This is a genomic window from Nostoc sp. UIC 10607 (assembly GCF_047228265.1).
GTDB classification, from domain to species: domain Bacteria; phylum Cyanobacteriota; class Cyanobacteriia; order Cyanobacteriales; family Nostocaceae; genus Nostoc; species Nostoc foliaceum_A.
The window spans coordinates 1-22,556 of the sequence record NZ_JBIQNW010000056.1; the positions used below are offsets into that span (position 1 = coordinate 1).

The window sequence follows — 22,556 nt, forward strand, 5'->3', positions numbered from 1 at the left end:
CAGTCCCCAAGCTGGATTTATCGCCTTTTCCTGCACCCTCTTGACAAAAGTGCAATCATTCTAACCTCTCACCGATGGTCCCTTGCCTTATCAACTATTCCCACACTGGCTTCTCCAACGCGTGGCTTTGGTTTACAAACAAATAATCCTCCAATCCAAAGACTAACTGAGGCATCAACTGACCTTCAAGAAGCGCAGTCTTCTGTTGATGAGCAATTCTTGCAAGCAGAAGCCGTCAAACAACAGCCTCTTGGTCATGATATTAGTCGCATATCCTTGCATCGTCCCCAGGCAAAACTCACAGTTGGTGCGCCAGACGACCATTATGAGCAGGAAGCCGATAAAGTTGCCAATCAGATTATGCGGATGGCTAAACCAGAGCCAATAGGTTTACAGGATACACAGATTCAAAACCAAGTGCAAACTAAGCCTCTAGCAGCTGCGATAACTCCCTTAGTGCAACGGGAGGCGATACCAGAAGAAGAAGAGAAATTACAAACTAAACTTTTTAATGCACCTATCCAAAGAGAGATTTTACCAGAGGAATTACAAACCAAGCGATCGCTACAACTCGCTACCAATGACAGCTTCCAGACTGGGGAAAATTTTGAGAGTCGGCTAAACAGCAGTGAAGGAGCAGGAAGCCCTTTACCAGATGCAGTGCGCTCCTTTATGGAACCCCGCTTTGGCACCGATTTTAGTCAAGTGCGGGTACATACAGGTACTCAAGCGGTGCAGATGAATCAAGATTTGAATGCCCAGGCATTTACGCACCAGCAAAACATTTTCTTTGGTGCAGGCAAATCACCCGGTAATGATGCATTGACTGCCCATGAACTGACTCATGTGGTGCAGCAGACAGGTACAGCCCAGAGAAAATTAATTCAACGGGCAATTAACCCCACATACAACGTTACTCATGGTTCATTTCAAGTGAATGCTACAACGGGTGGGTCAAACCTACCTATCACGATCCGATTTCACCCTTCTGTTACCGCTCCCTACTCCAACCAGATTGGACTAATTCAAATTGTGCGACTGACAAATGCTGCGGGTACTAATAATGTGGAACCTCAGTCTTTGCCTGCTGCTCGTGGTGCTAGCCTCCGTACCACTGCTGATGCGGCCACGGGAGTTGAGGGCGGATATTTCACTGACGTACTGCACAATGATGCACCTGCCCACGGTGGTGCCGGAACCAATGCCCCAGCAGGAAATGCTTTACCTGCTCAGTACCCCTTTGGCAACGACCCAGCCCAACCTAATCCCGCAACTCCTGGACTTTCCCGACCTTCTTCCAGTGGTGCAGGTGGAGCCACTATTGGTTACAAACGCTCCGATGACCCGACTGATATTAAAGATGCAGAGCTAACCGATGCACCAGGATACTCGTCAATCAACCCAGCCAACCCTGATATCAACTTCGATTTTGAGACAGTGGCGAAGGGCGAAGACACGATGACAACTTACGGTGCTCTCAAATGGGGACTTCAGATCCGGTCTGGCGTGGTTCAGAATGAACATGCATCAGTACAGGATGGGCAATCCGCCACTTTTGATGCGGCTTTGGATAAGCATCGAGATTTTTACGTACACGAACCAGTTATTTTTTACTTTGATTTCGACAGCGACCAACTGAGTTCCAGCGAAACAGGCAAGATTGATACATTCTTAGATTACCTGCGGCGCTTCCCTGATGTAAAAGTAACTCCCGAAGGCTTCGCCGACAAGCGGGGCGGTGCTTCTCGGCACAACTTAGAGCTATCTTTACGCAGAGCACAGGCAGTAGGAGCAGCCCTGCGTGCTAAGGGTGTAGCTGAAGCTCAAATTAGCGCTGTTACTATCGGCTCTGGATCAACCCAGGACTTTACACCTGATGCCACTACTAACCAAGATACAGAAGCGAATCGTCGGGGCAATCGCCGGGTCGTTTTGAGCTTTGAACATGTGCCAGCAGCAGCACCAGCAGCACCAGCAGCGGGAGGAGCGACACCGTGATCTGGAGAACGGCAGGAATATTCGTGACAGTTTTGATACTCGTCATTGGAGGAAATTTGTATATGAATAATCAAGACGCTACCGCCACACCTATGGAGCAGATCAAAGCACGCCTCTACTCCACAGATCAAGACACTAGCGGTTTAGCTCTGGGTGAATTGATCCGTTTAGGCAAACAAGCTACCCCCATTTTGTTGGAAGCCTTGACTCATTCCAACCCCCGTACCCGTCGTCTTGCAGCTGAAGGACTGAGCGAAATTGCTGATCCTGCCAGTGCCGATGCTTTGTTCCAAGCCACCCATGATACTAATCCAGAAGTGCGTGCCCGTGCTGCCACTGCTTTACACCAATTAGGAGATAAACGCTCATTGCCTGCTTTGGTTGCCACCCTTGATGATTACCCTGACATCCTGCACAATCCTTACACAGCCTCGATGTATCCTCTAATGCGAGGGGGAAAAGAAGTTTTGCCTTTGGTAATTCCTCTTTTGCAAGCACCCAATGACCTCACTCGTGAACGAGCTTTTTTGATTGTTAAGGCTGTGGTAAGTAAACTACCCCAAGGGCAGGACTGGAATCAGTTGTGGCAGAATTTGGGAAGTTATGATCCCGCCGGGCCAGAGTCAGAACGAGATAAAGCAGCTCAACAATGGCAGGAATGGTTAACACAGCTTTGAGCCGCACAGGTTAAAATTTTTTCAACTTGCTTCGGAGCTTTGATTTCAGTAAATAACTGAATCGCCTGATTAAAATTCATTTGACTTTCATCAGGCTTTACCATCTTCTGATAAGTTAAACCTAATTGAAAATAAGCTTCAGCTAAATCACACTTAGCACCTATTTTATCTAAAAGTTCGATGGCTTCTCTATGATGAACGAGGGCTAATTCAACATCTGCTTGTTGCCGATTAATTTCTGCTAAACCATTGAGTGTTTTTGCTTTTACCTGCATATAGTGACTTTCTTCAGCAAAGGTCAAAGCTTGGTGAAATATTTGATTGGCCTGGGAAAAATCTCCTAAATTGACGTAGGTTTGACCCAAAATTTGCATGAAGTAGACAAATCGCCCAGTTTGTTCTACGAGTTTTGCGTTTGTAATATTCTGATAAGCTACATCTGCTAATGCAAAGGAGGCATCACGCAAACCTAAATAAGAATACACCAAAGCCAAACAAACTGATGCTTTCTCTGCCCAGCGATGATGCTCAGTATTTTGGGCTAGGTAAATTACTTGTTGAAATAAATTCGTGGCTGCCTCTAGTTCCCACAAATCTATTTTATAAAGACCAATACTTAATAAAGAATCTACTTTTAGCATCCTCAGATAGTAAACCGGATGTTTATTTCCTGGTTGAGGTACAAGTGATTTGAGTGCTTGTGTTGCCAGATTAATAGTCTTTTCTTGACAGGCGATCGCTTGACTAATTTTACCTATTATCCAATATAAATCACCTAATATATTATAAAGTTCGCTGAGGTTCTGGTCGTTTTCTAGATTATTAACAACTTGATTAATTGCCGTAAGTATCGGTTGAATTAAACCCATACGATACAAAGTACTACCAAGAGGCAAAAACTGCTGCCATTGATTATTTCTGCTTTTTAAAACTACCTTACCTGCTAACTCAAACTCATTAATTTCTATATAGTGATAATATGCTTCCAGAGCTTGCAAAGCATCTTTAAAGGTTTCAATTTGTTTAACACTAGTTGTCCAAAATTCTGCGGCTTTGTGGTTGGTAATTTCCCATTCATTGCTGGGGCGTAAACGCGCGATCGCTTCTTTCCGAATCACAGGATGCAGCCAGTATTCACCTTTATCACACTCTACCAAAGACCGATTTCTCAAGGAGGCGATGATTTGGCGATGTTGGTCAGGTGGGACATCCCAAAGTAAACAAAATAAACCTTGTGATGAGATGCTGGGTATATCTTGGTAACGATAACATCCCAAACGGCAAAGTAAGCGATAGGCTTGGAGGTCAAGGGCTTGCAGACGATTGATTTGACTAACCGCCAAATTTTTTAAATCGGTTGCTGCTAAAGGATCAGCATGATTTTCTTGCCAATAAAGAACCATGTCACCGTCGAAATCCTCCTGAATTGAACCGCAGAGAATTCCCATTGCTTTAGCATTACCGCCGTATGTGCGATGCATGATTTGCAAGGTTGGCGAGTTAATAGCTAACCCACGGTTGCTAAAAAATTGTTGCCATGCGCTTTGATCCAAGCCAGGAAGCCGATAGTGATTTACATTTAGCCCAGGTTCACAAAGGCGATCGCGACTGGTAATCAAGGTGACAGATTGCACCCTTGCATCAGCCAACACCCGCAATAGTTCTACATAGTTGCGGTGAGAAGCAATCAACCCACCTTGTTGATCCAATGCAGGTTCGAGATTGTCAATTAACACCCCAATCCGCCGATTGTGGAGTTGGCGCTTGAGTCGTCCCAATGTTACCCCAAATTCTACCCCAGGTTCTTGATCAAAATCTTGTTTCAGCCATTCCTCTACTACGCGTTCGGCGGGGGTGATGTTTTGCGTTTCCTTCGCCATTAACAGTTCCAAAACCAAGTCAAACCCCTGAGTTTGGAGATATTGCTGCGCTAGAGTGGTTTTCCCTAAACCTCCCTCTCCTTGGATAACAATCACTTTCGATCCCTGATTTACCAAAGTATTCAGGTGAGCGATCGCTGCTGTTCGTCCAATAAAATTGGTATCCTCTAATTTTGGGGTGGGATTTTGGGGCGATCGCGAGTAATCAATCAGACTGGATGATATAGCAGTAGTTTTTCTCAGAACTCGCTCTAAAGTAGCGCGACAATTACTTTTGGTAATTTTTTCCCGCAAAACTTTAGAAAGCAGCTTCCATAACTGAGAACCAGCATCCTTGGCGTGTCCTTCCGTACAACCGTAAGAATGAGCTATATCTAAGTATTTTCTACCTAACCAAACTTGCACAAGAATCACTTTTTGCAAATCGCTCAACCGTTCCCCAGTCTGCGGGGGAATTATGGCATCTAACCATGCTAATGCTGCTTCAGCGTCCATTGTGTAACGACGAGGGGAGTTCAGATTTTAGGGACAACTATAAATCACTCTACAGTTATGTTGCGGGAGTTTTCGGATAAGATTCTGTAAATCCGACTTTTTTCCCGACTTTTACAAAATTTATTCAAAATTCAGCAGCAAGTTCTTGAAACGATTGCTGTTATTCCAACGGTAGGTATTAAAGTCTCGTTGATCAAGCGTCAAAATTCGGCCATGTCCCAGATGTTCTGCTAGGACAACCAGAGAAGCATCTGCCATATCCATTGGCAAATCTGCATATTTTTCCATAAGTTCAACCATACGTGCAACATGGTGACTTCGTAAGTCGAACACCTCAAATGCTTCCTGTGCAACCTCTCTCAAAAAACTACATTGAGCATTATTACCATCTCCTCTGGCAAGAAGAAGGTAACAAGTTTCGGTAATTACAGGGTAAGTAGTGACTAGTGGTTCATTGAGAGCATTTAAAACTTGTAGTGCTAATTGATGGTATTGATCGTTTTGGTTCCCAAGTGCCACAAAAAAGCCGGTATCAGCGACGATCATACTTTTCTTGCATTAGCGATCGCACAATGGTTTCCGAATTAGCAGCTAAGTCAGTTTCTCCTTTAAAACAGCCGATAAATTTACTCTGCTTGAGTTTAGCTAACGGATCTGTTTTTTGTTGTTGAAGTTGTTGATAGCGCAGTTCAATCGAAGATTTAATTGCCTCTACTGTATCTTGGTCAGCCTCCTGTTGGATGTAGGCAAGCTTTTGAGCATATTCTTCATCTAGCTGAATATCAAAATTCTTCATCGCCACTAACTTAGAACGTTTACCTAAAGTATATCGTCCGCGTCGAATCGTCTAGAATAAAACTCATTAGGTAACATCAGCACCATCATTACTTATGGTGAAATCAGACCCACGTTACGTAGCTGCTCATGTCACGCTCGCTACTTTTACCCCTCATTGTCATTACCGTTATATTTAATAAACCAATTTGTAGTACTAACAATTCCTGCTGTTAGACACTGGGTTTTGATCCTTTGTAGTTTCTCGTTTACTCTAGCTTGAAGAGAGTCTAAAATTCGTTCAGCCTTTTCTGTCATTGCAGCTACATATTGCCTCGTTTTTGAAGTATCCTCTGTATTCGCCCAAAAATCTTTTTGCTCCTCAAACCATATTTCTGCTCTACTGACTTCATCAAATGTATAACCTAGTTCTCGCATGGCTTCGTCATTAAGCTGATCAGCTATACATACACGCATACGCCATAAACAATCTTCTAAGGTGCCATAGTAGCAATCTTGCTTTTCACCGTCAGGTGCATTATTATCCTGTCTTACGAACATCCACTTACTCTCATCTGGATATTTGCTATTAACCATAAGCCTTTTCGTTATGGAATGGGTTATTTACGGGCTGATTACCGAGATTTTGCCACACAACGAATCGCACCTAAATTCTTCTTCAATTAACTCAATCTTGTAATAGTCAAAATTAAAGTTCCATGATTGTTAAAATACATTATTGGAACATCATTAGCATAACAAAACAACTCCCCACTTGAAGAAGCTTTATATTTCTCCAATTTCTTCCCAATTAAGAACTCTTGTTCACCAGACTGGCCAATATTCCCAATTAGGGAAAACCAGTTTTCGTTTGGTTTTCTTCGGAACATCTCAGCCCAACGTAGCCACGGTTTTGTATACCCATCTGCATCACTTCTAATCTTGGCATCATACCAAAACTGTTCTCCTTGTACTTCAAACTTATAACTTGCTCCTATTTCTAGATAAATACCAGTGGCGTTCCAGTATTTGTGAGCGTCTATTATTGTTTCTGATGGAGAGCCAATTTGTAGCTTTGTCATTTTTGGATTAATTTTACATAATTGTAACGATAGAATCGGAACTTCACTTGTTACTTACGAATAATCGCTTGCCGAAGAAAAAACATTAAGGAAATAAGTTTATAAATTTGTATTACTTCAATGCATTGAATAATCTTTTTTTAACCTCTTATTAATTTGAAAAACTTACTCTTCCTAGATAATTGAGGCTAGCTATTTGCAACAAATTAAGCCTCATCCAAAATATCAGGGAGTATACATTGAATCTATCGAGACGTCAGTTTTTTACCCTGGCAGGGGCATCTGCTACAGGTGCTGTCCTTCTATCTCCTTTGCAAGCATTCTATGCTAAACCTGCGATCGCTGCTGGCCCCTACGGCAATTTAGTGACCGACCCCAACGGAGTATTAGATTTGCCAGCTGGATTCACTTACCGCAGACTGTCCGAAACAGGCCAAACGATGAATGATGGTTACTTAGTACCGGGTGGTCACGATGGTATGGGTGCTTTTGCCGGGTCTAATGGCAATACGATTCTAATTCGCAATCATGAACTCGGTACTTCTGGGAATGGTGTGGGCGCTCCCAGTGGCAGCAAGTACAACTCAAATGCAAGGGGCGGTTGTACTAAATTGGTTGTTAATTCTTCCCGTAACCTGGTAGAACATCGGGGTGTCCTAGCGGGAACTATTCGCAACTGTGCCGGTGGCCCTACGCCTTCAGGGTCATGGTTAACCTGCGAGGAAACTTTTGAAACCAATAACGGCAAGAAGCATGGTTATGTGTTTGAAGTTCCGAGTAGTGCAAATACTTTTGTCACCCCCGTCCCACTAACCGCTATGGGGCGTTTTAATCACGAGGCTGCTGCTGTAGACCCCAACACAGGGTATATCTACATGACAGAAGACCGGAGTGACGGGCTTTTCTACCGCTTCATTCCCAACCAAACCAACAACCTGAGTGCTGGTGGCTCGCTATACGCTTTAAGGATTATAGGGTCGTCTGGAATCAACACAGCTACGGGTTTCCCAAAAAATACGCCTAGGGCGGTGAACTGGGTACAGATTAGCAATCCTGATCCCACATCTGATACTGTCAGAACAGCAGGGAATAACAGCGGTGCCGCCAGGTTTTCAGGTGGGGAAGGCATCTTTTATGGCGGTGGTTATGTCTACTTCACCTGCAAGAGTGGTAGTAGTTCTGGAAATGGGCAGATTTGGCGTTATTCGCCCGCTAATAATACCGTTGAACTCTATATTGAACCCAACAATTCTAGTGTCCTAGACAATCCAGACAATCTTGTGGTTTTCCCCAACCGGGACATCTTCCTCTGTGAAGATGGGGATGGAACGGATTACATTCTGGGCATTACTCCTAGTGGCAGTCTTTATAAATTTGCTAAGAATGCCCTCAACACATCAGAGTTCGCCGGTGTCTGCTTCTCTCCCGATGGTCAGACGATGTTTGTCAACACACAGAGTCCAGGAATAACCTTTGCTATCTGGGGACCCTGGTAACGCTACGTCCTGTTTCAGCCTAGTCAGGGTAGGAGCGATCGCCCTGGCTAGGCTCTTATAGTGACTTCAAATCGGGAAAAAGAGTTTATCGACTGATTTGGGAGTAGAACACCTTATCAGTGCCGAGAAGGGATTTCAAAGAATTGTTGTTGAAGTGAAAAGCTTTGTCAGACAGTCTGACGTAAAAGATTTAGAAAAAGTACTGGGACAGTATGTCTGGCTTTGCTGATTAAGAGTCAGTTAATCCTGGTTTGAAAATACCTTGATTACAGATTTAGGCATTTATAATTGCAGGTTACTACAACGACACTAAAGACTTTTTCCCCGACTTTTGCAACTGCATCACATAAAATTGCCGACTTCAGCCGACTGACAAACAATAGTGCGATCGCTTAGGCTATTGGGCATAGAGATAAAAATTTAAGTATAAAAATATGCTTAATACCATTAGCCCACTCACAGAAGATTTAGCAGGTCAAAGCTATCCCAGTCCTCATTACTTGCAAACACAGCGCCGCATTCGCTCACTCATAGACAAATATATTGCAGTCGAAAAACTACATGATAGTCTGGAAGATTTACTGATACAGTTTGCCAATCCCCAACCGCGTCCCTGGAAACCCATTGATTGGCAAACGATTAACCGCAATCAAATTATCGGCTTAGACGCAGAGGTATTTTTATCTATATTGATAGGTGCAATGGACACAGAAGCCCCCATTCGCGGCTATACCCAAACCAGTCGCCAGTATTTAGAAAAATTGCATCCTCAGATGGCTCGGTTTGTTGGTGGAACAGTTGGTGAAGATGGCGAACTGCTGGAACTTGGTTTGTGGGAAAAGGAAGAACGCCAGCATACTCCTGCATTAATCAAAATCTACACCCAATTAACAGGCGAGAAAATTACCCCAAAACTTCGGACTGTTAGAAGCTATCTTCCCACAGATGACGCTCACGAAGACTTATATCGCCACGGCTTACACCGCATTGCTACAGAATACGGTGCTACCTGTCTTTATATTTGGTTGATGGCTCACACCACTGGCGCACTCCAGGATGTTTTAGAAGAACTAGCACAGGATGAAATCAATCACATGACCAAATTCTGGGGGTTTGGAGTCTGGACTTTCCCTGATACTGGGTTGATGCGAATTGGACGCACGCTGATCAAAACGCGATACCTTCGGTGAGCTTCGCTAACGCCAAACTATCAGCGTAATAACCTTATGCGTACCCTCCGCCGCATGATGGCTACCCTTAACTGGAATGCTTGGTCATTAACCAACAAAACAACTCTCCTCTTCACCTTCACCTACACAATGCATCGTTTGTGGAGTTGGAACAATAGCCTCATACCAGAGTATTTGCAAGATTTATTTGAAATTAGAAATTAATAAAAACAAATGACAAATAACAAATCAAAATTACCCACCGATTTAAACCCCCAAAAAATACCCCAACATATCGCCGTCATCATGGATGGTAACGGACGATGGGCAACCAGTCGAGGATTACCGCGCATTGCTGGACATCGCCAAGGAGCAAGAACGCTCAAAGAACTATTGCGTTGCTGCAAGGATTGGGGAGTTAAAGCTTTGACAGCCTATGCTTTCTCAACAGAAAATTGGCAGCGTCCCGTTGAAGAAGTGGATTTTCTGATGCATTTGTTTGAGCGATTACTACACCGCGAGTTGGCTCAGATGCATCGTGAAGGAGTACGAATCTCGTTTATTGGAGATTTATCCGCTTTACCCAAGTCTCTACAGACGGAAATGGAACGTTCAATGACAGAGACGTTGAACAATCAAGCAATCCACTTTACTGTTGCAGTCAACTACGGTAGCCGCAACGAAATTACCAGAGTTTGTCGTCAAGTCGCTCAACTCGTGCAACAGGGCGAACTCAGTCCCCAAGAAGTGAATGAAAGTCTTGTAGAACAACATCTCTACACAGCAGATACTCCAGAACCCGATTTGCTGATTCGTACCAGTGGTGAGATGCGATTGAGTAATTTTCTCTTGTGGCAAATGGCTTATACAGAGATGTATTTCACCGATATCTTTTGGCCAGATTTTAATAGAGAAGCATTTTATCAGGCTTTGTTGAGCTATCAAAGTCGCGATCGCCGTTTTGGTCAAGTTAAAGCTTCAGTATCAGCTTAATTTACCAAACACCAGACATCCCCTCAAAACTAAACCGGATTTTTGCCATGAGGGATAAAGTAAAAGCACCCACATTACCACGATGGTATATGAGCGCTCATAAATTAAAACATTATTGAGGATAATCTATCTGCTATGACAGACCGAAGTAACTATAAGAATAGCAGCCACTGGGTAAATAAACTGCAAGGGTAGTTACAAATGTTTTGTTAAAAATATTACTTACCGTCAATGTGATGCTTGATTTAGGCAAAATCCAATCGATTGCGAAATCCTATTCTCCTCAAGAACTTTTTGCTGCCTTGGTTTGGCAGCGTCGGTTCAATGAGTTTGGATTAATGCTTTCTTGAGCTATATAATCAAGCTTGTCGGCTAAAGGATAAAGTTTGTCATCAAACAAGTCAGCTATTTCTTTACTACTCTCTCTTACAACTTCTTTAGCTGCACCTTCAAATTGTTTAACAAGGCTTCCAAATAGCCATCCCATCATTTCTTCACACCCTTTCACAGCATAATTAGCAAGCAGATATCCTCCCAAAAATAACACTCCTTTTTAGGAGTGTCGAGGATAAAATAATTACTAATAAATAAGTAGAAATTCGGTGGACGATTATCGAATAATATTGGTGTTTTACAAAAATATAGTTGCTTTGTCTAAAATCTGTTGTCCAAAACTAGTGCAATCAATCGCTACACTAAAAACAAAGTGAATAACCCTAAGCCCATCGTAGGCATCGCCCTACAGATAACCTAATTATTTCTTTTGCCTGATTTACCAGTTTGATTTGAAAGTTGGTGCTTTTGTATAACCCGCTCAATCTGGCAAGTCACCGCATTTATTCTATGTTGAACTTTATCAAAATCAATATTTACCCAAATATAGGATTTGTCAGGTCTTTCCTGCTTGTTATTCATAGATTGCTTTGTTTGTCAAGATATTTTGTTATATCTATACAATATAGCCTTCTTAATTTCTAAACTACTTTCTCTAGACGTATAAGTAGATATGCTTAACATTTACTTAAGATTTTACACGGTGATTTGTAGGGCTACAGCTAGCTGTGCGCCCCACTAAAAAAGACGCGATCTTTCGCGCCTCTGGCAGCTAAAATCCAAATTATTAATGGTATTAAATCTTTGTTTGTAGATATTGAACCAGCTGCGGTGCTTGCATCACTCCCTCTATCCGATCCACAGGCTGACCCTGCTTAAACAGTACTAAGGTTGGGAGAGAGGCAATTTTATACTGCGTGGCTAAGTCAGTGTATTTTTCAGTGTCAATTTTGACAATTCTTAGGCGATCCTTGAGTTGGGCATTGACTTGCTCTAAAATTGGCACCATCATTTGGCATGGGCCACACCAGTCAGCGTAAAAATCTACTAATACAGGTACATCAGAAGCAGACAGCATCTCTTCAAAGCTGTTAAATTGCTTTTTAGTTGCCATGTGACAGACACCGATTTTCAATTGTTTGTTTCAATAGTAATTCTTAGAAAATAAAATCGGTATAGGTTTATGGGTTTTTGTTGGGAAAGGATTAGATTAGTCAATGTAGATTGATTTACAAGCAAAAAATCTTAAATAATTATAATAAAATATGTATATTATTCTCGTTTGTGTATATGCATTAGATATGTATTTAAACTTATGCTGACCAATCAAATAACTAACTATACAGGGCATTCACGAAAGTAATGTCTACGACGGTTGTAGCTGCAACACTTCCTAGTCTATCCAGTCAGGCGATGACGACAGGCTACTCGGCATCCCAGCTATAAATTAAATCAACAATAAGTAGGTTGGCACAATAAAATCAAACTATATGAAGAAAAATGAACAAGGGTTTTAACCCTTATAACTATTGCCTCTTGCCTTATCCCCGCGACAATTATTTACGCCGATTTACTTGTATTGCTTCAAGTTATTCATCTAGATCACAGAGAAATAACTATAGATATTTGATCGAGACAATATTCAGATGTTCCCGAAATCACCCTAAGATAATTAGCGCGGTATTTCTAAGATTGAGGAACATTAAATGACACTATTACAAGATAAAGTCGCAATTGTCACAGGTGCATCACGAGGAATTGGCCGAGCGATCGCAGTTGAATTAGCCACACAGGGAGCGATCGCAGTTGTCAATTATGCCAGTTCGAGTACAGCGGCTGAGGCAGTTGTTACAGAAATTACAAATGCGGGAGGTCAGGCGATCGCTATCCAGGCTGACGTTTCTAAAAGCGATCAAGTAGACGCACTAGTTAACGCCGTCATGGAAAAGTTTAGCCGCGTGGATATTTTGGTCAATAACGCAGGTATTACGCGCGACACACTGCTTTTGCGTTTGAAGCCAGAAGATTGGCAAGCTGTTATAGACCTTAATTTAACTGGTGTTTTCTTATGTACACGTGCCGTAAGTAAAATCATGCTGAAGCAGCGATCGGGACGGATTATCAACATTACCTCCGTTGCTGGGCAAATGGGCAACCCAGGTCAGTCTAATTACAGCGCCGCCAAGGCAGGTGTAATCGGATTCACCAAAAGCGTTGCCAAAGAACTAGCTACACGCGGTATCACCGTTAACGCCGTCGCGCCTGGATTCATCACCACCGACATGACCAGCGATCTCAACAACCCCGAAGATATTCTGAAATACATCCCCCTCGGTCGCTTCGGTCAGCCCGAAGAAGTCGCTGGAATGGTGCGCTTCCTCGCCGCCGATCCCGCCGCCAACTACATAACTGGACAAGTCTTTAACGTCGATGGCGGTATGGTCATGGCATAGTACCAATTTAAAAAACAATGCGACAAATACACCATTTGTAGAGACGCGATGAATCGCGTCTTTACCCAAGGATGTGTTGCAATCATTAATTGAATCGGTATAAGTAGAGACACAATTCATCGCATCTACAGCATTTTCGTAGGGTGTGTTACCCCAAAAGCGTAACGCACCTGATTTTATTTAAGGTAGTTCACGCTCGTAAATCGAGTTTTCAACTTCTAAACTAACGCTGTGTGCAACTTTTACTCGAACCTAACCCCCCAGCCCCCTTCCCTACCAGGGAAGGAGAATTCAAAGCCTCTCTCCTGCAAGGCTACAGTGTACACACAAGTCACCAGTTTTATCCCAATACCCTTGGGATAAGCCAGAAACCCCTCATGTAGAGACGCGATTTATCGCGTCTAAAAAATTGACCGTTAGGGAGACGCGATAAATCGCCGTCTCTACAAAGAATGGACTCGTCAATTATTCCTTGACAGACTACTATTTCCTACTTGTGTGTACACCGTAGCCTGCAAGGAGAGAGGAATGGAAGTGAGGTCAAAAATTAAGTTGCACATTGCGTAAACTAACTTCAAAGATCGTAAATCCCTAATATCAATGAATTTTGGCAACTATACCCGCATTTACCTGTAGAATAATCTTAATACTCTAAAACTAATAGAATTGGGCAACTCTTCAGCTAAATGCCTACCAAGCTACCCAACCCAGTTTGATTTTTGGATATCGTCACCAACATCACAGGAACAGGTCTGGACTCTTCTTTGGCACGCTCGACGCATTCACATCCGCCGACTCTGGCACAGAAGAGCGCTCGCCGCAGCACCACACACCACCCGAAAACCGTTGTTGTTGTTGTCGTTATCGGGATTGTTCCTGTTGCGGTTAGCAGAACGACAGTTTTCAGGATTGTTGTTCCAGGAACCACCGCGCAGCACTCGGAGTTGCCTGCCCCTTCTCTACCCCCTCGCCCAAACGATAGAAGTAAATATCTTTTGGCGTAACTGCCAAGTATCTCCATGTTCTAAATGAGCAAACCAACTTTGAATTGATTGAGATACTTTTTCTTGACTAATTTTACCTAAAATATAATCATTCTGCATACCCCTAAGTCTGCGTCTTGCGCGTCTTAAATTTTCTGTGCGGACTCTGATGGACTCTGGAAAAATGCGAAAACCTACAAAGTTAGTACCATGTTTTGTTGCAAATAATTGACTTTTTACAGGATGAATTTTTATTCTTAACCTAGAAAGATATTCTTCAATAGCCAATCTTGCTTCAGCTAAAAATCCCCAATCATCAGAAAATAAAGCAAAATCGTCAACGTAGCGGAGATATTTTTTTACTTTAAGTTCTTCTTTGATAAAATGGTCAAATCCATTTAGATAAACATTAGCAAAAAATTGGCTGGTAAGATTACCAATCGGTAAACCCCGTCGTCGTTGCAATGGCGTTAATAATTCATCGCCTTCAAAATGATCAATTGCTGCTAACTGCTCGTTACTGTTGTCAATAATAGTATCAATTAACCAAAGTGTATCAGGGCATTTGATTTTTCGGCGTAATAGACCTTTCAAAATTTCATGGTCGATACTAGGAAAATATTTTTGAATGTCGCATTGAAGCACATAGCGGCTAGAACGAGAAAACTTGACAAAGCACCCTAAAGCACGATGAGTACCAAAACCCAATCGATTAGCGTAAGAATCAGCAATAAATGTAGTTTCAAGAATCGGTAATATTAAATTACACAAAGCATGATGTACTACTCTGTCTCGATAGGGAGCCGCAGAAATCATGCGGATTTTTGGTTCTTTGATATGAAAAGTTCTATAGTTACCAGGCTTATAAGTTTTACCTTCTAGTTCTTGTTGTATCTTGATTAATTCAGTTTCTAAATTATAATTAAACGGTAAAACTTGTTCTCTAAAGCGCTTGCCTTTCTGCGCTTTTCGTGCAGCAAGTAATATATTTTCAAACTCAATAATTTCAGGGTAAAGATTACCGTAACGTTTCATAAGATAGTAGTTCTCATAATCCCCGTTTTCTCTAATATTCCACCTCCGTGGACTAACGAAAAATCAGGTTTTTAACCCACGGAGGTGGGTTTTGTCTGTGTAGCCGCGAATTCTATTCGCCAGGTCTCTTGTTATTCAAAAATGATTATTATTTATAATAAATACTAGAACTTATTTTGCTGTTTAATCCAACCACCTAAATCTGTACCAATATCGTTGATTGATTTTCCGGCATATTCATATCTATATATTGGAATTAGCTGCAAATCTAGCAAAAGCCGCGTTTGATAACGTAAAATATCTAACTGAGTATTCAGCGATTTTAATTGAGTGATTTTTTGTTTAGCATAACGAGCAGTAATTAAACCCTCTAACAAATCGTATAACTTATTTATCATCCGATCCCCTAGAGTAAATTTATGAGCTTTGGGTAAGCGAGTCAGAATCGGAACATACCATTTAATCAAATCGTAGGTTTTTTGGATAATTGGTAAATCTTCCATTATTTTTGTGATATATTTATAAAAGGTAAGCTCCGCACTTACGCTAATTCTTGCTTTTGCAAATAAAAAGATCGTTCCGCTTCGCTACACTTGAGAAGGGTAAAGAAAATAGGATAGAGGGCAAAAGGGGAAGAGTATAAAGGGCTAAAGAATCCTCGCCGCAGCACCACACACCACCCGAAAACCGTTGTCGTCGAGGCCGACATCGGGATAGAGCCTGCTGCGGTTAGCAGAACGACAGCCTTCAGGATAGTTGTTCCAGGAACCACCGCGCAGCACACGGAGTTGATTATCATTATCAATTTTAACCATCCAAGCACTGCCATCAATAGGCGCACCTTCATAATTCTCATGCCATACATCGGCACACCATTCCCACAAATTGCCATGCATATCAAATAATCCAAAGGCATTAGGGGTAAAAGTTTTTACTGATGTAGTTTTTTCTCGATACTCTCCTTTAGGTTCATCTGCAAAGATGTTACTAGCATCATAATTAGCTAGTTTACCAGTAATTGTCTCACCAAGATGAAATGGTGTTGTAGTATCAGCACGACAGGCGTATTCCCACTCCGCTTCACTGGGCAAACGATATTGTCGTCCGGTTTTTTGAGAGAGCCTCTTGCAAAACTCTTCCGCATCATACCATGAAACAGAGTCTACAGGTAAATCATCACCTTTAAAATTTGATGGGTCTTCTTTCAAATTTCGTTCAATGTTTGGCAATTTGGCGACTACTCGCCATTGAGCTTGAGTTACAAGATATTTACCCATAAAAAATGGTTGCACAGTTACATCATGCTGGGGATGCTCATCATTATCACCTTCCCCATCCGGCGAACCCATCATAAATTTACCGCCAGGAATAGCCACCATTTCCAGGTTGATATTATCGCCTAAATCTTCAATAAAATATCTCGCTTGTTTAGTTACCTGTTTAATAATTTTACCGCGACGGTTAACAGTCACAACTTCAAATGAAAATATTTTGTCTAAAGTTATTGGACGCTCTAGCACAACTCCTTGGACATTCACAGTTTCTCTAAAACCTAATTTGTCCAATTCATCTTGAGCATCTACTCTTCCTTTTTCATCACCACGCGCCAAAGCACCATAACCTCTAGCAACAAGTAGCAAAGGTTCATATTTTTCTCTTAAAGGTTCTGCCAAAGTTTCAATCACTTCAGACAAACGCACCAACTCAGCTTTGTTGCTTTGCAAATAGGCTTGACGTAGTTTCTCTGCGAGTTCTTTGGCAGCTTCATCTCCCTTTTTGATATAAGCTAAAGCTGTCCATTGCTGTACTTGTAATAAATCAAATGATAAAGAATTTGGCTGGTGTTTTTTAAATTGTCGATTAATATATTCAATCAAAAATTGCGAAAGTTCTTGAAGCCGTTGTTCGCCAAACTTTTCTTGACAAAGCCTTAGTAATTCATTGCGAACTTCACGCTCCATTTCATACAATTCAGTATCGACTTCTCGGCACAAATCTGAGAGTAGTAAATTAGCAACAACATACCAAGGTGTTTCAGATTCTTTAAATTCAGACTCTTTAAAAAATTTCCACCATAAACAATAAAGTAAATCTGGCGTCAAAACCAGGGGAAAAGCTGCATGATAGGCAAAATTCAAATGCGCTTCCCTAAACATGATGCCAAAAGCTTCTATTTGTCCCTTGGCATTATATTCTTCGATTTCCCAAATATTGAAACTGCCAAATGGCTCTTTTTCAATAGCTTTCTTCTCTGCTTGTTTTAAAAAACTTTTAATACTTGGTTTACCATCAAATAACCATTGCAGCATTTGTTGGTATTCAGCAGACTCTAGTGCAAACATTGGTACTAGCGAATTTACCTCGGCAATAAATTTAGCAGTAGTATTTCGCCAATGAAAGCGCGGGAGAGGATTAAGCCAAGCTACTTTATTGACACGAGGGGTAAGCATTGCTAAAAAGTCAACAGTTTCCTCCCATCTTGAGGGTACTGTACGACGACGTGCTGCCCCAGCATCGCTAACTATAACAACTAAAGTCTTTTTTTGAGAAAAACGCCTCAAAATAGACTTGATAGATTCTCCTTGCCAACATTGCGAGTCATGGTAAAGTTCTTCAGTCGGACTATTGCGAAAGTAGTAAATTTTTGCTCCTTGCCAAATTTCTACCAATTGACGACAGAAGGGATGAAAAGGAACCATTGAGCCTTTTTGGTCAATTAACAATACTACTTCTCTATACTGAATTTGAGGAGCAGTTAAAACAGGTTTAAGAAAAAACCCCCGTTTAGCAACATCTGTAACTGTCTCACGGATATCTATCTGACTAGGAATACTACCTGGCAACTTTTGCATCAGTAACCGCCAACCTCGTCGCAATTGTTGACGCCGCACAGGAAAATAATCTCCTTCTTTCAGCTTCGTTGAAACGGAGGTAACAACAACAGCAGCGTCACTAGAAGCAGGGGTTAACGATACTTCTTGTTTTTCTTCTTCTGGCTGGTTTTGATTCTCCTCAATTGTGTTTAGTGGTTTACTTTTATCAGATGAACTTGGCTTTGAACGCGCTGATTTTTTTGAATTTGGTGAATCAATAATTGGAGATTTGCTAAATCTTGCCGGATAGGATAATATTTCATTCCAGCACTGGTTAAAAAGGCGTTGTTGTTGCCGAGATTTTACCCAGACAGTTTGACAAAGCCGCGCTACTGCTTGTTTATCAGCAATATCTAATCCCGCTTCAATGGATTGCAATAATGCTTCCTCTGCTAAATAATACTGGTCAATACCTAAAGGCAACCCAGCTTCTCGCAGTCCCAAAAATAAATTTAGCAGTGGCGGTTCACTCATAGTTATTCAAAAACCATATTCGCTTTTATCTTGGCGACTCTTAAGTAGAGTACTAGCAAAGGGATATCGTTCATCTTCCAGCTTTTTAATAACTTTTTCTGGAGGATAGTCATTTAAAACTGTAAACCAATCAATTAATTCACTGGTGCTAACTTTTTTGGCTGTTTCCTCTTTCTCGTCGTTCATTTCTGACCGCAATTCTAAAAAGCGTTCAATGGCTTTATCCACTAAATCATGTCGTTGTGATTGAAATCTTGCCTGAATAATTTTCTTGAGTTCATCTTTATTATCTGGAAACTCAATATAATGATACAGGCAGCGCCGCAGAAAAGCATTAGGTAGTTCTTTTTCTTGATTAGATGTAATAAAAACAATCGGTGGTGCGTCGGGGTTAGCTTTTAACCATTGCCGAGGACGCAAATCTTTAATTTCAAAACATTTGTCTTCTAAAGCCAGTAAAAGGTCATTAGGAAAATCTGTATCAGCTTTATCAATTTCGTCAATTAAAACTATAGTTCTATATGGCTTTTCACTCTTTTTTTGATTTAAAAAATCTCTATCAAAAGCATAGCCTAATGGCCCCAATTCCAGATAATCTTCAGGATTTGCCGGATTAGATTGTTTATCTTTAATTTCTACTTTTGCCAGTTGTGCAGCTTGTAATCTACCAATGTAGTCATAGCTATAAAATCCATCTTGAGCTTTGCTAGTTGACTGCACATTCCAAAGACGGTAATCCCACTCATAACTAGTATATTGTTTACTAAGTTCATAGAAAACAGCGCGAGCAAGTTCACTTTTGCCACAACCAGGTTCTCCTTCTAGCAGCAATGGCCGATGTAGTTTAATTGCTAAATTTACTGCTTCTTTTAGAGAATCACTAGGGTAGTAAGCATACAATTTGCGACGCAGTTGCTCATTTAACTCACCTCCCTTCGGAGGGTGAATTTTTCCGGTATACTCAATTTTTTTTTGATTCATGGGTATTTCTGCCATACATCAGCAAAGTTTGTTGTCTTAGATTTAAAATGGTTATAAATTTCTTGAAGTAACTTTAATGTATCGCCATTACTTTTTTGGATTAAGATATCAGCAATCTTTTCTGCATTATCTTGAGACAACGGGTTTTGTATTTTTGCCCCAATATCCAACAACGCATTAACTATATCTTCTTTATCTTCTTCTTTAAATGGATTAGCCGGAGGTAGTTCGATAATTTGTGTCGATTCTATTTCTCGCTCATTGGCTTGATTATTAGATAGCAAAAACATAAACATTATACCTGGAGTTTTTGTTGTAGTTAATTTCTTAACTAAAGGCATCCAAAAATCATTAATTATTTCCTTGCAGTCATAAGGATTATCAATAACAACAAGTAAATTCTCATTTTTCAAAGATTTAACAAGCCTTGTTATAGGATATTGTTCTTCAAAGCGATTTGAGAGTTCATTAATACTTCTTGAAGAGAATTGAGAGCCTGATAACAAAAAAGGCTTGCATTTTAGTCTATTGGTGTTTTCAATCTCCAACTCTAACCGTCTCAGCATCCAGGTTTGACTATACTTACACGTATTAGCAACTAGAAAAGGCTTATTTGGATTGCTAAAGTTTGTCTTTAGTAATTTAATTTGTGTTCTATGGTTAAATGAACTCAATCCTTCTACTAAACGAGTTTGATCGGTAGCATTTTTATTATAAATGGGGTGATAAATAGCAAAATTATCCCAATTCTTTATTTCTAAAGCTGTACAAAAAGCCTCAAATATATCATCATCAATTTCTTTACCTTTCTGAAAATATCTCCAATTTCTAGAGGTGACTCTATCAGCATATAAACATTGAATTTCAATTTCTTCTATAAAGTCCTTAATAGTAAATTTTTGTTTTTTTAGTTGATAAATATATGTATTTACTTTATTCGTTGCTGTAGGCGTAAATATTTTTTGTTCTTGGTTTACTAATTTTGTAAGTTGTTCACTGGTAAGTGGCTCCTCATCAGCATTATTTATTTTTAGGTATTTTTTTACATATTTTTTAAATAGTTGCTGACTCACAATAATCAGTGCATCTGCATTGTTTTTTCTGTCACCACTTACAGTCCAACCTTTGTGTTTTATAGATTGTTTAATTTGTTCAATCCCCTCTGGTGATGCCTTGATTAGTACCATTGCTTGTTGCGATCGCTCTACTCAACTAGATCCTGATCAGATCCTGATCAGATTTTTGCACTTATTGCGATATCTGGTGAACTAAAAGAGTCGAACACAACAGGAAATTGCAGACAATGGCAGATAAATCGACTCAACAAGCCAATTTAGCCCAAAAAGTATATGTCAGCACTACTGTACTGAGTGGACTGCTACTTGTGACTAGTGTTGGACTTGAGAGTATGGATAAAGTTTCTCAAGGGACGACAACTGGCTTGACAAAAGTGGCTGTGGTGATGATGGATAAGACCAAAAAAATGTCTCAAGATGCCAATCGTCGGATGTTGGAAGAAGCTTTGAAAAACACCAAAAGACCGCCAAATTGGCCTTTGGACTAGTTTTCGACTGGTTGTATCTGGTGTTCGATGGTGGGTGAAGGCGGTGCGATCGCGCTTAACCCACTCGACAAGCAACTAAGGCTGTTGGCGTATCCTTTGCCAAACAGTAAAACCCAAAAGAAGGATAATGCTACTGGCGGTAGCCAGCATCACAGCCAAACTCATGCCTTGTATTCTCATTGCCAGCAAGTTGAAAACTAAGGTAATTGACCAAAGCGTGAACGCAGCATGGCGCTGGGAGAGTCCCCAGGCAAGTAAGCGGTGATGCAGGTGATCTTTCCCTGGAGTACTGAGAGGGTTATTTCCTGCTAGTAGCCGCCGCACAAATACTTGAGTGGTGTCTAGCACTGGTAACAACAGAAATAAAACCGTGGGAATTAGTGCATAAACTGTGTTTTGTTGCAGTTTGCCTAAAATACTAGTTGCTGCCAGCACATAGCCGAAAAAGTATGCTCCGGCATCACCCATAATAATCCGTGATGGATGGAAGTTATGGCGCAAAAAGCCTAGTGCTGCACCCCCCAAGGCTGCAAGTACCAAGATTGCCGCTGCACGATTGTTAAATTGGGCTGCAACCCCCAACAAACTCATGGCGGTAATAAAGCTGATTCCTCCTGCCAAGCCATCCATACCATCCATCAAGTTGATGGCGTTGGTAATTCCTACCACCCATAGCACGGTTAGCGACATGGACAGGAGCGAGTCAATGGGGGTACCAAACATAACTTGGACACTAATGCCATTAGCTACTAGCAACAGTGCCGTAACAATTTGCGCCCACAATCGAACAGAGGGCGGTAAGCCGAACTGATCGTCGATAAAGCCCACAAGGACTAATATCGAACCCCCCAACAGAATAGTGAGCACCTGAGCCAGTACGTTTTGCAGTTCGATAGGTCGTAAAAGGCTAGCTAATACCAGTGCGGCAATCACACCTGCGTAGATAGCCAGCCCCCCTGCATTGGGCAAAGGTTCTCGATTGAGCCGTCGTGCGTTGGGTTGGTCTGCCCAACCTACCCGCAAGGCGAATTTGCGTACTGTTGGAATTAAACGCCATGTTACAAGCCAAGCCAAGAGAAACGTAAATACTACTGCCAACCAGCCGGTGCCGCTAGGGTCGGCAATACCAAGGAACTTAAGGGAGTTGTCTAGATTCATCTCCCAATTCAAGCATTACTGCCTGTATCTAATATGAGCATCACCTGTATATTAATCAATTTTTTTTATTTCCATTTGTAACTTGAGCCGCTTGGAAGATTAGCACTCTTGCCCTGTGAGTGCTAAATTGTCTAATGG

At 41.4% G+C, this 22,556-nt stretch carries 22 protein-coding genes and 1 pseudogene; 8 read left to right on the forward strand and 15 right to left on the reverse strand.

Annotated features, from left to right (window positions below; all coding sequences use genetic code 11):
* On the forward strand, positions 1-1,998 hold a 1,998-nt coding region (locus ACEYW6_RS28960; protein WP_412982465.1), incomplete at its 5' end, for a DUF4157 domain-containing protein.
* 62 nt (positions 1,999-2,060) lie between these two features.
* Positions 2,061-2,675 carry a HEAT repeat domain-containing protein gene (locus ACEYW6_RS28965; protein ID WP_412982466.1) on the forward strand — a complete coding sequence of 205 codons (615 nt, stop codon included), beginning with the start codon at positions 2,061-2,063 and terminating at the stop codon, positions 2,673-2,675.
* Here the strand turns inward: ACEYW6_RS28965 and ACEYW6_RS28970 are convergent.
* From ACEYW6_RS28970 to ACEYW6_RS28990, 5 genes are all read right to left on the reverse strand, one after another.
* On the reverse strand, positions 2,642-5,050 hold the full coding sequence (locus tag ACEYW6_RS28970) for a tetratricopeptide repeat protein (protein WP_412982467.1): 2,409 nt from the start codon (positions 5,048-5,050) through the stop codon (positions 2,642-2,644). The genes ACEYW6_RS28965 and ACEYW6_RS28970 overlap by 34 nt on opposite strands.
* A gap of 120 nt (positions 5,051-5,170) precedes the next feature.
* The gene (locus ACEYW6_RS28975) at positions 5,171-5,596 is read right to left on the reverse strand and encodes a type II toxin-antitoxin system VapC family toxin (protein ID WP_412982468.1); all 426 of its coding nucleotides are present in this window, start codon (positions 5,594-5,596) and stop codon (positions 5,171-5,173) included.
* Positions 5,583-5,846 carry a CopG family transcriptional regulator gene (locus ACEYW6_RS28980; RefSeq protein WP_412982469.1) on the reverse strand — a complete coding sequence of 88 codons (264 nt, stop codon included), beginning with the start codon at positions 5,844-5,846 and terminating at the stop codon, positions 5,583-5,585. The genes ACEYW6_RS28975 and ACEYW6_RS28980 overlap by 14 nt, the downstream gene beginning before the upstream one ends.
* Before the next feature lie 146 nt (positions 5,847-5,992).
* Positions 5,993-6,421, reverse strand: coding sequence for a hypothetical protein (locus ACEYW6_RS28985; RefSeq protein ID WP_181931648.1), 429 nt, complete (start codon positions 6,419-6,421; stop codon positions 5,993-5,995).
* An 86-nt stretch (positions 6,422-6,507) separates the two neighbouring features.
* Positions 6,508-6,906 carry a hypothetical protein gene (locus ACEYW6_RS28990; protein WP_412982470.1) on the reverse strand — a complete coding sequence of 133 codons (399 nt, stop codon included), beginning with the start codon at positions 6,904-6,906 and terminating at the stop codon, positions 6,508-6,510.
* A 239-nt stretch (positions 6,907-7,145) separates the two neighbouring features.
* Here ACEYW6_RS28990 and ACEYW6_RS28995 point away from each other — a divergent pair, with 239 nt between their 5' ends.
* The 4 genes and pseudogenes from ACEYW6_RS28995 to ACEYW6_RS29010 all read left to right on the forward strand — a co-directional run bounded on the left by ACEYW6_RS28995 (position 7,146) and on the right by ACEYW6_RS29010 (position 10,564).
* On the forward strand, positions 7,146-8,402 hold the full coding sequence (locus ACEYW6_RS28995) for an alkaline phosphatase PhoX (protein WP_412982471.1): 1,257 nt from the start codon (positions 7,146-7,148) through the stop codon (positions 8,400-8,402).
* Between the two features lie 70 nt (positions 8,403-8,472).
* Entirely contained in the window at positions 8,473-8,631 is a 159-nt protein-coding gene (locus ACEYW6_RS29000; RefSeq protein ID WP_412982494.1) for an element excision factor XisH family protein, read from the forward strand.
* Positions 8,632-8,836: 205 nt separating this feature from the next.
* A pseudogene (locus ACEYW6_RS29005) lies at positions 8,837-9,796 on the forward strand (ferritin-like domain-containing protein).
* Positions 9,797-9,805: 9 nt separating this feature from the next.
* Positions 9,806-10,564 (forward strand): isoprenyl transferase, encoded by a 759-nt coding sequence (locus ACEYW6_RS29010; protein WP_412982472.1) that lies wholly within the window; start codon positions 9,806-9,808, stop codon positions 10,562-10,564.
* A 283-nt stretch (positions 10,565-10,847) separates the two neighbouring features.
* On the opposite strand, the gene ACEYW6_RS29015 is transcribed toward ACEYW6_RS29010, so the two are convergent.
* From ACEYW6_RS29015 to trxA, 3 genes are all read right to left on the reverse strand, one after another.
* Positions 10,848-11,102, reverse strand: a complete 255-nt coding sequence (locus ACEYW6_RS29015; protein WP_190892358.1) for a hypothetical protein — start codon at positions 11,100-11,102, stop codon at positions 10,848-10,850.
* A gap of 212 nt (positions 11,103-11,314) precedes the next feature.
* Positions 11,315-11,479: a hypothetical protein gene (locus tag ACEYW6_RS29020; protein ID WP_412982473.1), complete on the reverse strand. Its 165-nt coding sequence runs from the start codon at positions 11,477-11,479 to the stop codon at positions 11,315-11,317.
* A 214-nt stretch (positions 11,480-11,693) separates the two neighbouring features.
* On the reverse strand, positions 11,694-12,011 hold the full coding sequence (gene trxA, locus ACEYW6_RS29025; protein ID WP_190892356.1) for a thioredoxin: 318 nt from the start codon (positions 12,009-12,011) through the stop codon (positions 11,694-11,696).
* A gap of 592 nt (positions 12,012-12,603) precedes the next feature.
* Here trxA and fabG point away from each other — a divergent pair.
* Complete coding sequence (gene fabG / locus ACEYW6_RS29030) at positions 12,604-13,350, forward strand: 3-oxoacyl-[acyl-carrier-protein] reductase (protein ID WP_412982474.1); 747 nt, start codon at positions 12,604-12,606, stop codon at positions 13,348-13,350.
* A 782-nt stretch (positions 13,351-14,132) separates the two neighbouring features.
* Here the strand turns inward: fabG and ACEYW6_RS29035 are convergent.
* From ACEYW6_RS29035 to ACEYW6_RS29060, 6 genes are all read right to left on the reverse strand, one after another.
* Positions 14,133-14,288: an SUMF1/EgtB/PvdO family nonheme iron enzyme gene (locus ACEYW6_RS29035; RefSeq protein ID WP_412982475.1), complete on the reverse strand. Its 156-nt coding sequence runs from the start codon at positions 14,286-14,288 to the stop codon at positions 14,133-14,135.
* Positions 14,289-14,309: 21 nt separating this feature from the next.
* Entirely contained in the window at positions 14,310-15,368 is a 1,059-nt protein-coding gene (locus tag ACEYW6_RS29040) for an RNA-directed DNA polymerase (protein WP_412982476.1), read from the reverse strand.
* Between the two features lie 164 nt (positions 15,369-15,532).
* The gene (gene avd / locus ACEYW6_RS29045; protein WP_412982477.1) at positions 15,533-15,871 is read right to left on the reverse strand and encodes a diversity-generating retroelement protein Avd; all 339 of its coding nucleotides are present in this window, start codon (positions 15,869-15,871) and stop codon (positions 15,533-15,535) included.
* A gap of 144 nt (positions 15,872-16,015) precedes the next feature.
* The gene (locus ACEYW6_RS29050; protein ID WP_412982478.1) at positions 16,016-18,715 is read right to left on the reverse strand and encodes an SUMF1/EgtB/PvdO family nonheme iron enzyme; all 2,700 of its coding nucleotides are present in this window, start codon (positions 18,713-18,715) and stop codon (positions 16,016-16,018) included.
* Positions 18,716-18,721: 6 nt separating this feature from the next.
* Positions 18,722-19,696, reverse strand: coding sequence for an AAA family ATPase (locus ACEYW6_RS29055; RefSeq protein ID WP_412982479.1), 975 nt, complete (start codon positions 19,694-19,696; stop codon positions 18,722-18,724).
* Positions 19,693-20,883 (reverse strand): hypothetical protein, encoded by a 1,191-nt coding sequence (locus tag ACEYW6_RS29060; RefSeq protein WP_412982480.1) that lies wholly within the window; start codon positions 20,881-20,883, stop codon positions 19,693-19,695. Before ACEYW6_RS29060 ends, ACEYW6_RS29055 begins: the two co-directional genes overlap by 4 nt.
* A 116-nt stretch (positions 20,884-20,999) precedes the next feature.
* On the opposite strand from ACEYW6_RS29060, the gene ACEYW6_RS29065 reads away from it, so the two are divergent.
* Positions 21,000-21,260, forward strand: a complete 261-nt coding sequence (locus ACEYW6_RS29065; protein ID WP_412982481.1) for a hypothetical protein — start codon at positions 21,000-21,002, stop codon at positions 21,258-21,260.
* Positions 21,261-21,335: 75 nt separating this feature from the next.
* On the opposite strand, the gene ACEYW6_RS29070 is transcribed toward ACEYW6_RS29065, so the two are convergent.
* Positions 21,336-22,418: an MraY family glycosyltransferase gene (locus ACEYW6_RS29070; RefSeq protein WP_190892352.1), complete on the reverse strand. Its 1,083-nt coding sequence runs from the start codon at positions 22,416-22,418 to the stop codon at positions 21,336-21,338.
* Positions 22,419-22,556: the final 138 nt, after the last annotated feature.